Origin of the sequence: Pseudomonas sp. SF2, from assembly GCF_036858055.1 — a bacterium.
Taxonomy (GTDB): Bacteria; Pseudomonadota; Gammaproteobacteria; order Pseudomonadales; family Pseudomonadaceae; genus Aquipseudomonas.
Map to the genome: position 1 here is coordinate 34585 of NZ_JAMBDI010000011.1, position 14127 is coordinate 48711.

At 63.2% G+C, this 14127-nt stretch carries 12 protein-coding genes; 7 read left to right on the plus strand and 5 right to left on the minus strand.

Features of this window, described 5'->3' with window-relative positions:
• Window positions 1-177: 177 nt before the first annotated feature.
• From M2S36_RS08320 to M2S36_RS08340, 5 genes are all read left to right on the plus strand, one after another.
• Window positions 178-1605, plus strand: coding sequence for a di-heme oxidoreductase family protein (locus M2S36_RS08320; RefSeq protein ID WP_333956978.1), 1428 nt, complete (start codon window positions 178-180; stop codon window positions 1603-1605).
• Between the two features lie 20 nt (window positions 1606-1625).
• Complete coding sequence (locus M2S36_RS08325; protein ID WP_207834578.1) at window positions 1626-2690, plus strand: imelysin family protein; 1065 nt, start codon at window positions 1626-1628, stop codon at window positions 2688-2690.
• Window positions 2691-2692: 2 nt separating this feature from the next.
• A complete protein-coding gene (locus M2S36_RS08330; protein ID WP_207834575.1) occupies window positions 2693-3790 on the plus strand; it encodes a DUF1513 domain-containing protein in 1098 nt (365 codons plus the stop codon).
• Between the two features lie 233 nt (window positions 3791-4023).
• Window positions 4024-5172 (plus strand): efflux RND transporter periplasmic adaptor subunit, encoded by a 1149-nt coding sequence (locus tag M2S36_RS08335; RefSeq protein WP_207834573.1) that lies wholly within the window; start codon window positions 4024-4026, stop codon window positions 5170-5172.
• A 12-nt stretch (window positions 5173-5184) separates the two neighbouring features.
• Window positions 5185-8229: a multidrug efflux RND transporter permease subunit gene (locus tag M2S36_RS08340; RefSeq protein WP_207834571.1), complete on the plus strand. Its 3045-nt coding sequence runs from the start codon at window positions 5185-5187 to the stop codon at window positions 8227-8229.
• A 167-nt stretch (window positions 8230-8396) separates the two neighbouring features.
• On the opposite strand, the gene M2S36_RS08345 is transcribed toward M2S36_RS08340, so the two are convergent.
• The 5 genes from M2S36_RS08345 to colR all read right to left on the minus strand — a co-directional run bounded on the left by M2S36_RS08345 (window position 8397) and on the right by colR (window position 12109).
• Window positions 8397-8630, minus strand: coding sequence for a hypothetical protein (locus M2S36_RS08345; RefSeq protein WP_063913281.1), 234 nt, complete (start codon window positions 8628-8630; stop codon window positions 8397-8399).
• Complete coding sequence (locus tag M2S36_RS08350; protein ID WP_063913282.1) at window positions 8627-9328, minus strand: lipopolysaccharide kinase InaA family protein; 702 nt, start codon at window positions 9326-9328, stop codon at window positions 8627-8629. Before M2S36_RS08350 ends, M2S36_RS08345 begins: the two co-directional genes overlap by 4 nt.
• Window positions 9329-9334: 6 nt before the next feature.
• Complete coding sequence (locus tag M2S36_RS08355) at window positions 9335-10018, minus strand: class I SAM-dependent methyltransferase (protein WP_207834569.1); 684 nt, start codon at window positions 10016-10018, stop codon at window positions 9335-9337.
• Window positions 10019-10128: 110 nt separating this feature from the next.
• Window positions 10129-11436 (minus strand): sensor histidine kinase, encoded by a 1308-nt coding sequence (locus M2S36_RS08360; protein ID WP_241105973.1) that lies wholly within the window; start codon window positions 11434-11436, stop codon window positions 10129-10131.
• Window positions 11426-12109, minus strand: a complete 684-nt coding sequence (gene colR, locus M2S36_RS08365) for a two-component system response regulator ColR (protein ID WP_063913285.1) — start codon at window positions 12107-12109, stop codon at window positions 11426-11428. The genes M2S36_RS08360 and colR overlap by 11 nt, the downstream gene beginning before the upstream one ends.
• 183 nt (window positions 12110-12292) lie before the next feature.
• Here colR and M2S36_RS08370 point away from each other — a divergent pair, with 183 nt between their 5' ends.
• Both M2S36_RS08370 and M2S36_RS08375 read left to right on the plus strand, forming a co-directional pair.
• Window positions 12293-13021 (plus strand): phosphatase PAP2 family protein, encoded by a 729-nt coding sequence (locus M2S36_RS08370; RefSeq protein ID WP_207834565.1) that lies wholly within the window; start codon window positions 12293-12295, stop codon window positions 13019-13021.
• A 151-nt stretch (window positions 13022-13172) separates the two neighbouring features.
• On the plus strand, window positions 13173-14108 hold the full coding sequence (locus M2S36_RS08375) for an RHS repeat-associated core domain-containing protein (RefSeq protein WP_233687051.1): 936 nt from the start codon (window positions 13173-13175) through the stop codon (window positions 14106-14108).
• Window positions 14109-14127 lie beyond the last annotated feature (19 nt).

A 14127-nucleotide genomic window follows, 5' to 3' on the forward strand; every position in this document is an offset into this window, starting at 1 on the left:
AAAAAGGCGGCCTTCGGGTCGCCTTTTTTGCTTGCCGGCGATTGGGCCCGACCAGGCACCCACAAACCATGGCCAACTGACACCGATTTCATCCAGCAATTGCAAATTGCTCTTATTCAAACTCCCCCACCCTGCTAAGCTTGCACGCCGGTTTTTCGCTCACGCCCAGGATTCTCGATGTCCTTGTCGCTGTCCCGACTCTCCCCCCTGCTGCTGGCCTTTGCCCTCGCCGCCTGTGACGACGCCCCGCGTTTCACCCAGGCCGAGCCCGGCGAAGCGCTGTCGGGCGGCAACGCCACCGTGCAGCGCACTGACCGCAATGCCTATTCCCTGCCCTCGGCCAACCTCTCGCCCGAGCGGCGCCTGGACTTCGCCGTCGGCAACAGTTTCTTCCGCAACCCCTGGGTAATCGCCCCGTCCACCACCACCGCACGTGACGGCCTGGGCCCGCTGTTCAACACCAATGCCTGCCAGAACTGCCACGTACGTGACGGCCGCGGCCACCCGCCAGAACCGGACGACAGCAATGCCGTATCGATGCTGGTACGCCTGTCGATCCCCGACCAGCCCTACCTGGCCAAGGTGGTGGAGCGCCTCGGCGTGGTGCCGGAACCGGTCTATGGCACCCAGCTGCAGGACATGGCCATCCCGGGCGTGACGCCAGAAGGCAAGGTGCGGGTGAGCTATACCAGCGAAAAGGTGTCGTTCAAGGACGGCCACCAGGTCGAACTGCGCAAGCCGGCCCTGCAGATCACCCAGCTTGGCTATGGCGTGATGCACCCCGACACGCGCTTTTCGGCGCGGGTGGCGCCGCCAATGATCGGCCTGGGCCTGCTCGAAGCCATCCCCGAAGCCGACCTGCTGGCCAACGAAGACCCCGACGACCGTAACCGCGACGGCATCCGCGGCCGGGCCAACCGGGTGTGGGACGACGCCCAGGGCAAGACCGTGGTCGGCCGCTTCGGCTGGAAGGCCGGGCAGCCCAACGTCAACCAGCAGAACGTGCACGCCTTTGCCGGCGACATGGGCCTGACCACCACCCTGCTGCCCAACGACGACTGCACCGCGGCGCAGGCCGACTGCCTGGCCGCGCCCAACGGCAACGGTGCCGGTGACGAGAAGGAAGTCAGCGACAACATCCTGCGCCTGGTCACCTTCTACACCCGCAACCTGGCCGTGCCGGCCCGCCGCGATGTGGGCTCGCCGCAGGTGCTGGCGGGCAAGAACCTGTTCTACCAGGCCGGCTGCCAGGGCTGCCATACGCCGCAGTTCACCACCGCCGCCAATGCCGCCGAGCCGGAGCTGGCCAACCAGCTGATCCGCCCCTACAGCGACCTGCTGTTGCATGACATGGGCCCGGGCCTGGCCGACGAGCGCACCGAGTTCGCCGCCAACGGCCAGGACTGGCGCACCCCGCCACTGTGGGGCATCGGCCTGAGCGAAACGGTCAGTGGGCACAGCCAGTTCCTGCACGACGGCCGCGCCCGCAACCTGCTCGAAGCCGTGCTCTGGCACGGAGGAGAGGCCGAGGCGGCACGCAATTTCGTACTCACTTTCAATGCCGGGCAGCGTGCCGCGTTGCTGGCGTTCCTGAACTCACTTTAAAAAGCGCATAGGAGCCGGGCATGTTCCGACCCAAACTGTTGTTCACCAGCCTCGCCGCACTCGCCCTCGGCGCCTGCTCGCCGCAGGACCCGCAAGCCGTGACCTCCGCTGCCATCGCCAAGCAGGTGATCCTGCCTACCTACAGCCGCTGGGTCGAAGCCGACCGCACGTTGGCCGCCAGCGCCCTGGCCTACTGCGAAGGCAAGGAAACCCTGGACAAGGCCCGTACCGACTTCCTCAACGCGCAAAAGGCCTGGGCCGAGCTGCAACCGCTGCTGGTCGGCCCGCTGGCCGAAGGCAACCGTGCCTGGCAGGTACAGTTCTGGCCCGACAAGAAGAACCTGGTCGGCCGCCAGGTCGAGCAGCTGGTCAACGCCGACCAGCCGGTCGATGCCGCGGCCCTGGGCAAGGCCAGCGTGGTGGTACGTGGCCTGTCGGCCTACGAGTACATCCTCTTCGACAGCAAGCCGGATATCGCCACTGCCGAGCAGAAAGCCCGCTACTGCCCGTTGCTGGTGGCCATCGCTGAACACCAGAAAGCCCTGGCCGAAGAGATCCTCAAGGGCTGGAACAGCACCGACGGCATGCTCTCGCAGATGACCAAGTTCCCCAACCAGCGCTACGCCGATTCCCACGAGGCCATCGCCGACCTGCTGCGCGCCCAGGTCACCGCCCTGGACAGCCTGAAGAAAAAGCTCGGTGCACCGATGGGCCGCCAGAGCAAGGGTATCCCGCAGCCACTGCAGGCCGAAGCCTGGCGCAGCCACAGCTCGCTCAAGAGCCTGGAGGCCAGCCTCAAGGCCGCCGAAGCGGTCTGGGTCGGGGTCGACAACCGAGGCCTGCGAGGCTTGCTGTCCAGCGATCAGAAAGCCCTGGCGGACAAGATCGACGCCGCCTACGCTGCCTCGCTCAAACTGCTGGCCGACAACCAGAAGACCTTGGGCGAGCTGCTGGCCGACGACGCCGGCCAGCAAACCCTGAACCAGATCTACGACAGCCTCAACGCCGTCCACCGCCTGCACGAAGGCGACCTGGCCAAGGCGTTGAACATCCAGCTGGGCTTCAATGCCAACGACGGTGACTGATCATGCTGCGACGCCAGGCCCTCAAACTCGGTAGCGTATTGCTCAGCGCCCTCACCCTGGGCGGCTGGAGCCTGTTCCGCAACAAAGGCAGCGAGCCCCTGCTGCTGTCGGCGCGTGACGACGGCGACGGCAAGCACTATGCGGTCGGGTTCCGCCTGGACGGCACCCCGGTGTTCAGCACCCAGGTCGCCCAACGTTGCCATGCCATCATCCATCACCCGCAACTACCGATCGCCCTGTTCGTCGCCCGCCGGCCCGGTACCGAAAGCTACCTGGTCGACCTGCGCGACGGGCGCCTGCTGCAGACCGTCACCTCGCAGCCGAACCGGCACTTCTACGGCCACGCGGTCATCCACAAAGGTGGCGAATGGCTGTATGCCACCGAGAACGACACCACCGACCCGGGGCGTGGCGTACTCGGTGTATACCGCTTCGAGGGCGAGCGCCTGGTGCATAGCGGCGAGATTCCGACCCACGGCATCGGCCCGCACGAAGTGGCCTGGCTGCCGGACGGCGAGACGCTGATCGTGGCCAATGGTGGTATCCGCACCGAAGCCGAAAGCCGGGTGGAGATGAACCTCGACGCCATGGAACCGAGCCTGGTGCTGATGCAGCGCGACGGTACCCTGCTGAGCAAGGAAACCCTGGCCCAGCAGATGAACAGCGTGCGCCACCTGGCGGTGGGCAGCGATGGCACGATCGCCGCCTGCCAACAGTTCATGGGCGATGCCGATGAAACCGCCGAACTGCTGGCAATCAAGCGCCCGGGCGAGCCGTTCAAGGCCTTCCCGGTGCCGGAGCGGCAGTTGCAGGCCATGGCCCAGTACACCGCCAGCGTGGCTATCCACAGTGAGCTGCGGCTGGTAGCGCTGACCGCGCCACGGGCCAATCGCCTGTTCATCTGGGACCTGGACAGTGGCGCGGTACGGCTGGATGCGCCAATGCCCGATTGTGCGGGGGTGGGCGCGGTGCAGGACGGTTTTGTCGTCACCTCCGGGCAGGGCCGTTGCCGGTTCTATGATTGCCGCAAGGCCGAGCTGGTCGGGCAGCCGATGAACCTGCCGTCCGGTTTCTGGGACAACCACCTGCATCTCGTCTGATTTTCGGGTTGGCTGTACTGGCCCCTTCGCGGCTAAAGCCGCTCCCACAGGAACAGCGCAACCCACTGACTGCGCGGTCCCTGTGGGAGCGGCTTTAGCCGCGAAGGGGCCCTCACAGGCATTTATCCCTCCATCCAACAAAAAACAGTCAATACTTCCCCCATTCACACGTGGGCAGGATCGCCCGTTGTCGTGTCCAAGCGAATAACAACCGCATCCAAGGAACCGGACCTATGCTGCGCCGCCGCATGCTCATCATGTTGGCCGTGGTTCTGCTGATCGTGCTGGCCCTGGGGGGCTACAAAGCCTTTTCGATCTACCAGCAGATCCAGATCTTCACTGCCCCCAAGCCGCCCATCACCGTGGCGGCCGCCTTGGCCGAACAGCGCCCGTGGCAAGAGCGCCTGCCCGCCGTCGGCAGCCTCAAGGCGCTACAGGGCGTGGAGCTGAGCCTGGAGGTGGAAGGCATCGTCAAAGCCCTGCACTTCGACTCGGGCCAGCAGGTAAAGGCCGGGCAGCTGCTGCTGCAGCTCAATGACGACCAGGAAACCGCCCTGCTCGGCACCGCCCAGGCCGACCTGGGCCTGGCCAAGGTCGATTTCGGCCGTGGCAGCCAGCTGGTCGGCGACTCGGCCATCTCCCGCGGCGAGTTTGACCGCCTCACCGCCCAGTACCGACGGAACCAGGCGGTGGTCGACCAGCTCAAGGCATCGAAGACCAAGAAAAGCATCAGCGCCCCGTTCAGCGGCACCATCGGTATTCGCCAGGTGGACGTTGGCGACTACCTGGCCGCCGGCACGGTGATCGCCACCCTGCAGGACACATCCAGCCTCTACGTCGACTTCAACGTACCGGAACAGGCTCTACCACACCTCAGCCTGGGCCAGCAGGTACTGGTGCAGGTGGCCGCCTACCCGGGCCAGACCTTCCCCGCCAGCCTCAGCGCCATCAACCCCAAGGTCGAGGAAACCACGCGCAACCTGCTGGTGCGCGCAACCATGGCCAACCCGGACGGCAAGCTGCTGCCGGGCATGTTCGCCAGCCTGCTGATTCTGCTGCCCAACCCGCAGCCACAGGTGGTAGTGCCGGAAAGCGCCATCACCTACACCCTGTATGGCAACTCGGTGTACGTCGCCACGCCGAAGAAGGACAAGGACGGCAAGCCGGAAAACGACGACAAGGGCCAGCCGCAGCTCACCGCCGAGCAGCGCACGGTGCAGACCGGCGAGCGCCGTGACGGCGTGGTGGTGGTCAGCAAGGGCCTGCAGGCGGGGGAACAGGTGGTCACCGCCGGCCAACTGAAGCTCACCCCCGGCGCCGCAATCCGCATTGGCCAGGACAAAGCCCTCAAGCCCGCACAGGGCGCGCCGGGCAAGGACTGACAGGAGGCTGGCATGGCGTTCACCGACCCGTTCATCCGCCGCCCGGTGCTGGCCAGCGTGGTCAGCCTGCTGATCCTGCTGCTGGGCTTCCAGGCCTGGAACAAGCTGCAGATCCGCCAGTACCCGCAAATGGAAAACGCCCTGATCACGGTGACCACTGCCTACCCCGGTGCCAACGCCGAGACCATCCAGGGCTATATCACCCAGCCGCTGCAGCAAAGCCTGGCCAGCGCCGAAGGCATCGACTACATGACCTCGGTGAGCCGGCAGAACTTCTCGATCATTTCCATCTACGCACGTATCGGCGCTGACAGCGACCGGTTGTTCACCGAGCTGCTGGCCAAGGCCAACGAAGTGCGCAACAAGCTGCCCCAGGACTCGGAAGACCCGGTACTGAGCAAGGAAGCCGCCGATGCCTCGGCGCTGATGTACATCAGTTTCTACAGCAAGGAGATGAGCAACCCGCAAATCACCGACTACCTGTCGCGGGTGATCCAGCCCAAGCTGGCCACCCTGCCGGGCATGGCCGAAGCGGAGATCCTCGGCAACCAGGTGTTCGCCATGCGCATCTGGATCGACCCGGTGAAACTGGCAGGCTTCGGCCTGTCGGCCACCGACGTGACCAATGCCGTACGCCGCTACAACTTCCTCTCCGCGGCCGGTGAGGTAAAGGGCGAATACGTGGTCACCAGCATCAACGCCAGCACCGAACTGAAGTCGGCCGAGGCGTTCGCCGCGCTACCGGTCAAGACCAGTGGCGACAGCCGCGTGTTGCTGGGCGATGTGGCGCGGGTCGAGATGGGTGCGGAAAACTACGACACGGTCAGCTCGTTCGACGGCACCCCATCGGTGTACATCGGCATCAAGGCTACACCGGCCGCCAACCCGCTGGACGTCATCAAGGAAGTCCGGCGTATCATGCCCGAGCTGGAAAGCCAGCTGCCCTCGGCGCTGAAGGTATCGATCGCCTACGACGCCACGCTGTTCATCCAGGCCTCCATCGACGAAGTGATCAAGACCCTCGGCGAAGCGGTACTGATCGTCATCGTGGTGGTGTTCCTGTTCCTCGGTGCCCTGCGCTCGGTGCTGATCCCGGTGGTGACCATCCCGCTGTCGATGATCGGTGTGCTGTTCTTCATGCAGATGATGGGCTACTCGCTCAACCTGCTGACCCTGCTGGCCATGGTGCTGGCCATCGGCCTGGTGGTGGACGATGCGATTGTCGTGGTGGAGAACATCCACCGGCACATGGAAGAAGGCAAATCGCCGTTCGACGCCGCCCTTGAAGGCGCCCGGGAAATCGCCATGCCGGTGGTGTCCATGACCATTACCCTGGCGGCAGTGTATGCGCCGATCGGCTTCCTTACCGGGCTCACCGGCGCACTGTTCAAGGAGTTTGCCCTGACCTTGGCCGGTGCAGTGATCATCTCCGGCATCGTTGCCCTCACCCTGTCGCCGATGATGTGTGCCCTGCTGCTGCGCCAGGAGCAGAACCCCAGCGGCCTGGCCCATCGCCTGGACGTGCTGTTCGAACGCCTGAAGGTGCGCTACCAGCGCCTGCTGCACGCTACCCTCGACAGCCGGCCGGTGGTGCTGGTGTTCGCCGTGATCATCCTGTGCCTGATCCCGGTGCTGCTGAAGTTCACCCAGAACGAACTGGCGCCCAACGAGGACCAGGGGGTGATCTTCATGATGAGCAGCTCGCCGCAGCCGGCCAACCTTGATTACCTCAACGCCTACACCGACCAATTCACTCCGCTGTTCAAGGCTTTCCCGGAGTATTACTCGTCATTCCAGATCAACGGCTTCAATGGCGTGCAGACCGGCATCGGCGGCTTCCTGCTCAAGCCCTGGAACGAGCGCGAGCGCACGCAGATGGAACTGCTGCCGCTGGTGCAGAGCAAGCTTGAGGAAATCAGCGGCCTGCAGATCTTCGGCTTCAACCTGCCGTCGCTGCCCGGCACCGGCGAGGGCCTGCCATTCCAGTTCGTGATCAACAGCGCTGGCGACTACCCGGCACTGCTGGATGTGGCTCAGCGCATCAAGGCCCGCGCCCAGGAGTCCGGCAAGTTCGCCTTCCTCGACATCGACCTGGCCTTCGACAAACCCGAGGTGGTGGTGGACATCGACCGGGCCAAGGCGGCGCAGATGGGGGTGTCGATGGACACCTTGGGCGGCACCCTGGCGACCTTGCTGGGCGAAGCGGAAATCAACCGTTTCACCCTCGAAGGCCGCAGCTACAAGGTGATTGCCCAGGTCGAGCGGCCGTACCGCGATAACCCCGGCTGGCTGAACAACTACTACGTGAAGAACGACCAGGGCCAGTTGCTGCCGCTATCGACCCTGATCACCCTCACCGACCGCGCCCGCCCGCGCCAGCTCAACCAGTTCCAGCAGCTGAATTCGGCGATCATCCAGGGCGTGCCCATGGTCAGCCTGGGCGAGGCACTGCAGACCGTGCAGGGCATCGCCCGCGAAGAGGCTCCGGAAGGCTTCGCCTTCGACTATGCCGGCGTGGCCCGCCAGTACGTGCAGGAAGGCAGTGCGCTGTGGGTGACCTTCGGCCTGGCGTTGGCAATCATCTTCCTGGTGCTGGCGGCGCAATTCGAAAGCTTCCGCGACCCGCTGGTGATTCTGGTGACCGTGCCGTTGTCGATCTGTGGCGCGCTGCTGCCGCTGTTCCTCGGCGTATCGAGCATGAACATCTACACCCAGGTCGGGCTGGTGACGCTGATCGGGCTGATCAGCAAGCACGGCATCCTGATTGTCGAGTTTGCCAACCAGTTGCGTGAGGAACGCGGCCTGAGCGTGCGCGAAGCGATCGAGGAAGCCGCGGCGATTCGCCTGCGACCAGTGCTGATGACCACGGCGGCGATGGTGTTCGGCATGGTGCCGCTGATCCTGGCGACCGGGGCGGGGGCGGTCAGCCGTTTTGACATCGGCACGGTGATTGCCACCGGGATGTCGATTGGCACGCTGTTCACCCTGTTTGTGTTGCCTTGTATCTACACGTTGCTGGCGCACAAAGAGGTGGCCAGACAGACATCGGTTGCCTGAACCGGCCTCTTCGCGGGTAAACCCGCTCCCACAGGTACGGCACCGGTATCCGAAATTGGTGCAGTACCTGTGGGAGCGGGTTTACCCGCGAAGAGGCCGGCAATGCAGAAGCAAAAATGCCAGAGGCCCCGCAATCGCGAGGCCTCTGGCATCCATCTACACCGGGTTCAACCGAACGGCCGCAACCCCTGGCGCATGCCGAACAGGAATAGCAGCAGGTCCTGATCCGGCGCGACCTCGGCCTGTTGCTGCGGTTTCACTTCCCGCGGCAACGCGCACTGGTCAGCCGTCTCGGCCTTGCTGAACACTGTCGGCCTCGGCTCTTCCCAGGCGGCCACCGCCACGGTGGTCACCGCCAGGCCAGCTACCAGGAATAAAGCTCGAGCTATTTCTAGTTTCATTGCCCTAACCCTTTGACAGCGCTGCCAAACGCCATCTGGTAAAAGTAGAGCAGGGTTTGCCATTCTGCGTCATTGATCGACGAATGGCGGCGCAGCTGGCGCAGGTCATTGCCCGCCGCGCGCTGGCAGCTGATACGTCGCCGACACTTTTCCAGGTCCAGCAGCGCGACTTCGACCCGAGCCTGCTCACCCTCGCCAATTACCTTGATGAACACGTGCTTGCCATACAGGCAGCCGTGCTGCCAGTGCCCCAGGTGCATCCGCGCCAGGTTGTCCGCCAGGTCCTTGAGCATGCGCTCATGCACCACCTGCGGGTAACGCTCGCGGGCACCTTCGGCATGCCAGGTGTCGAGCTCGACGAAACCGTCGAGTGCTTCGCTCACCAGCAGCGCACGCCACTGGTGGTCGGCATCACGCTCGGCGCCACAGAAGACGATGCGCGGTACGCGCACGCCCAGTTGCTCGAAGCTGTTCAGCGCATCGAGTTCACGCAATACGGTTGGCCGACCGAAAGGGTGCAGCAGGCTCCGGTAGATATGCCCGACCTGGCGCTTGGCATACAGCAGCTTGCCATTGCCATCGTTGAGGCGTTGCACACCACTCTCGCCACCACGGCGCTGGTTAGGCTCCTCGACCCACTCGCCCTGCTGGCGCCAGTAAAAATCGAACCGCGACTCCCCTTTCTGGGCTACAGCCATCAAACACTACCCCTTACGCAATACATAGACCCGCCACATGGCATAGAACGGCAGGAAGTCGAGGCGTTCCTGGATTCTGAAGCCGGCGGCTCGGAATTCTTCTTCGACCGTTTCGGCCGGTAACACAAATCGGTTCTGGTAATTGTCCTGGTCGCCCTTCCTGGCGCTGCGACGCTGTTCCAGCTTCTTCCGGCGCCAGGCTTTGAAATTACCGTCCACCCACAATGACAGGATCACACTATCACGGCTAACCCGTTGAAATTCCGAAAGAATGGTTTTTCTGTGGGCCGCTTCGCCAATGTGGTGGAACAGGCGCATGCAGAAAATGCTGTCCACCGAGTTGTCTGGCAAGTCGATGGCAAACGCCGATGTCTGCAAAGGACGTACCCGCGCCACCACCTCTGGCGGTTGCGCGGTACAGGCTGTCTCGATCATCGCTTCGGAGTTGTCGGCGCCGATGATCACCCGGTTGGGCTTTTCTGCCAGCAACGGCCAGAAGCGGCCGGCACCGCATGGCAGGTCGAGGACCAGGCCAGGCTCACCCGCCAATGCCAGGGCGCGACGCGCCAGCTGCTCATCTCGCTTGTGGGAAAGGCGACGCGCCAGGCCATCCTGGTGCTTGAGAAAGTACTCGCGCGCATGTTCTTTGTCGTACTTCTCGGAAAATTCAAGCTTGATGGGGCTACGCATTGGGCATCTCCTGACTCCATTCCGCCCACATTAGGTAAGCAAGCGTAGGAATCAGGTCATGCCGATGTGAAAAAAATGTTGAGCCCCGCATGACCTGTTACAACAGATTACTAGACCAAAGCCTCCGGGTCGCCCTTGGCCGCAGTATTGCTCAGGTCCACCCTGAAACGGCAGCCGTGCGGCAAGGTCGATGTCAGGGTGACACGCCAGCCCTGGTCGTCACAGATCCGCTGCACCAGCGACAGGCCCAGGCCCAGGCCCTCGCCGCGCCGCTCATCGCCGCGCACGAACGGCCGGAACATCGCCTCGCGCTGTTCTTCCGGGATACCCACGCCACTGTCCTCTACGCTGAAACCGTTGGCTTCCAGGCTCAGGCGGATGTAGCCGCTGTCGGTGTAATGCGCAGCATTGCGCAGCAAGTTGCCCATCACCGACTGCAGGAAGGTGGCGTTGTACAGCACCGGGCTGGCACTGACGCGGCCATCGAAATACAGGGCCAGGCCTTTCTGCTCGATGGTGTCGCGCCAGACCCCGACGAGTTCGTCGGCCACTTCCCGCAGGGTGGCCCGTGAAGCCACCGCGCCCTCGTCGCGCTGTGCCCGGGCCAGCATCAGAAAGGTCTTGACCAGTTCACGCATTTCTTCCGTGGCACGCGCCACACGTTCCACCTGGCTGCGCGAGCGGGCGTCCAGCGTCGGGTTCTCCATCAGCAGTTCGCACGAAGTGGCCAGCACCATCAAGGGCGTGCGCAGTTCGTGGCTGACGTCGCTGGTGAACAACCGTTCGCGGGTCAGCGCATCGCGCAGGCGGCCCAGGGTATCGTCGAAGGCTACCGCCAGCTGGCCGACTTCGTCCGCGGCATAGTCCGGCGCCAGCGGCGGGGCCAGGCCCAGCAACTGGTCGCGGTGACGAACCTGGCGCGCCAGGCGGATCACCGGCGCCATCACCCGACGCGCCACCAGCCAGCCGAGGATGACCGCCAGCACCAGGCTGAGCACGAAGCCCACCACCACTACCGCGAACAGCACGCGCTCGCGCTCTTCGAAGTCGCTCTGGTCCTGCAGCAGCACATAACGGCGGCCATCGACGATCTCGACCATGGCGTGGTACGACAGCTGGTCGCGGAATACCTCGTGGAAGCCGCGGTCGAGATGACGCAGGTCCTTGGGCAGCTCGAAGTCGTCACGCCCGCCACTGAAGTAGAACAACTGGTCGGGGCGTGGCCGGTGGCTCCAGTCGCTGACGCTGTCCATGCGCAGCAGGCGCTGCAGGTCACCGCCCAGCACCGAGGAAATCAGCCGCTCTTCGACCAGGTGCACGGTGCCGACGATGCCGAAGGCGAAGGCCCCGGCCACTAACGCGCTCATCAGGGCAAAGGCGATGATGATGCGCTGGGCAAGGCTTTGCTTAAACTCCATCACGGCCCTCGGCGAGGCGATAGCCGACGCCATGGACGGTATGCAGCAGCGGTTTTTCGAACGGCTTGTCGATCACCTGGCGCAGTTGGTGCACGTGGCTGCGCAGGCTGTCGCTGTCGGGGCAATCATCGCCCCACAGGGCTTCCTCCAGCACTTCGCGGCGCAATACGTGCGGGCTTTTCTGCATCAGCACCGCCAGCAGCTTGAGGCCGACCGGGTTGAGCTTGAGCAGGCGGCCCTGGCGGCTGACTTCAAGGGTGTCGAGGTCATAGCTGAGGTCGGCCACCTGCAGGGTGCGGCGCCCGCCACCCTGGGCTCGGCGCAGCACAGCTTCGATGCGGGCTGCCAGCTCCGACAGGGCGAAGGGCTTGAGCAGGTAGTCGTCGGCACCGGAGCGGAAGCCTTGCAGGCGGTCGTCCAGTTGGTCGCGGGCGGTGAGCATGATCACCGGCGTGTCACGGCGGGCGTCTTCGCGCAGGCGCTTGCACAGGGTATAGCCGTCGATGCCGGGCAGCATGATGTCGAGCACGATCAGGTCGTAGTGCTCGGTGGCAGCCAGGTGCAGGCCGGACAGGCCATCCTGGGCGCAGTCGACGGTGTAGCCTTTCATGCCCAGGTAATCGGCCAGGTTGGCCAGGATATCGCGGTTGTCTTCAACCAAAAGAATGCGCATCGGTTTCTCCTGTGCGGCGCTTCTCGCTGTGGTGCGCGGCAGGCGCAGCTTAAGGCCTATGCCTGCAGGGTGCCAGCCCCAGGGATAATTCACCGCACTTGACGGTTTTTTCACTGATCCTTCACGGACACAGGATAGCGGGCGGTCGACAATGCCCGATCTTTTTCGCGCCCTGGAGCCGTCATGCAGCAACCAACCCGCCCTCGCCCGATCAATTTCTGGCTGTACCTTGGGCTCCCCCTGGCGACCGCGCTGGGCTTGATCCTGCTGGAACTGACCTCGATCGACATGGACATTGCCAACCTGTTCTTCGACCCTGCTGCCGGGCAGTTCATCGGCCGCCACAGTTATTTGCTGGAGAACATCCTGCATGACCGGGTCAAGCAAGTGGTGATCCTGCTGGGCGTGCTGTCGCTACTGACCTTTGCCGCCAGCTTCTTCGTGAAGCGCCTGTTCGGCTGGCGCCGTGAACTGGGCTGCCTGGTGCTGGCACTGGGCCTGTCCACGGCGTTTGTCACGCCGCTGAAAAAGGTCACCCAGGTGCAGTGCCCGTGGAGCCTGACCCAGTTTGGCGGCACCGAGACCTACAGCAAGCTGCTGGAACCGCGACCGGCAACCGAAAAGCCCGGGCTGTGCTGGCCGGGCGGGCATGCGGCGACCGGGTTCTGCCTGTTTGGCTTGTTCTTCATGCTGCGTGACCGCAAGCCGCGGCTGGCGCGGGTGGCATTTGCAGTGGCGCTGATAGCCGGCTCAGTGCTGTCGGTTGGCAGGATGATGCAAGGGGCGCACTTCCTTTCGCATAACGTGTGGACGGCGGTGTTCTGCTGGTTGATCGGGTTGGGGTCGTATTACCTGGTTCTGTATCGTCGGGGAATGGCTGAGGTACCTGCCGCTGAGCGTAGCGTCGCCTGACCCAGGGGCCGCTTTGCGGCCTACTCACAGTTGCAGGTGCAAAACGGCGCAGCGCTCCTGGCATTAAGCCTTACCTGACATTTTTACCAGTGTCTTCGACTCAAGTTATCGGCCACACTTTCCAGGCCAGATGAGAAGAGCTTGAAATTCGATGACTACTCGATGCAATTTCTTTTACCTCAGCAGCCAATTAAGTGTAGAGCTGTCCGAAACGCAGTCGCGCTACGCATTTCAAGCAAGTCATCACTTGCTGGCCCAGCTTCATTCAACGGCAAGCAATGCGGCACTGCTCACCACTGACACTCAAAATACAGTGCAGCACTGGCATCTCACAGGCAGTACGCTGCAATTCGTCCATAGCGTCTATGGACATTGCAGCGATGCCTCAGCAGCATTGCTTTTTCTCAGCTTCAGCGGGCAGCATCTCGACATCCCCACCAATGCCTACCTCTTGGGATCAGGCTATAGGGCTTATAGTCCGACGAAAATGCGGTTTCACTCACCGGATACCTTGAGCCCGTTCGGCGCAGGTGGGCTCAATGCTTACGCTTACTGTGCAGGGGACCCAATCAATGCCTCTGACCCCAGCGGACATTCACGGCTACGAAGGTCCAACTCAGTACCAACCCTGCACGCCCAACCTAAATTGCGAAGACTCTCCATGCCAGAACTACAGGGTGTACCTGCAGGGCTAGAAAAAATTTCGCACCTGCCGCCCATGGACAAGATTCTTTCACATCTGGGTAATAAGGATCTCATAAACCTTTCCCAAACATCCAAAGCGCTCGCGAACACCATCGGCGCCCGCTCTTTGCATAGGGCTAAACAGCTTTCCGATTCAATGGAGATTCTCGCTGCAGCTGAAGGTAATCGGGAGGGTATTCTGCCAAAACATGCTTTAGAAATGGCCGCTGAGCGCTACCCTGATTACAAACCTGGAGCCAAGGATCTCATGAAGGTATGGCAGACCTCTAGAGAGGCAGACAGTTATCAGGGAACTTCAACCACGACCTCCGTGTTTGTTGGTCCCCGCGGAATCCTCGGCATCCGGCAAGGACATCAAAAGCATTACCTATCGCCCATCTGACTTTGACATTAACCTTGAA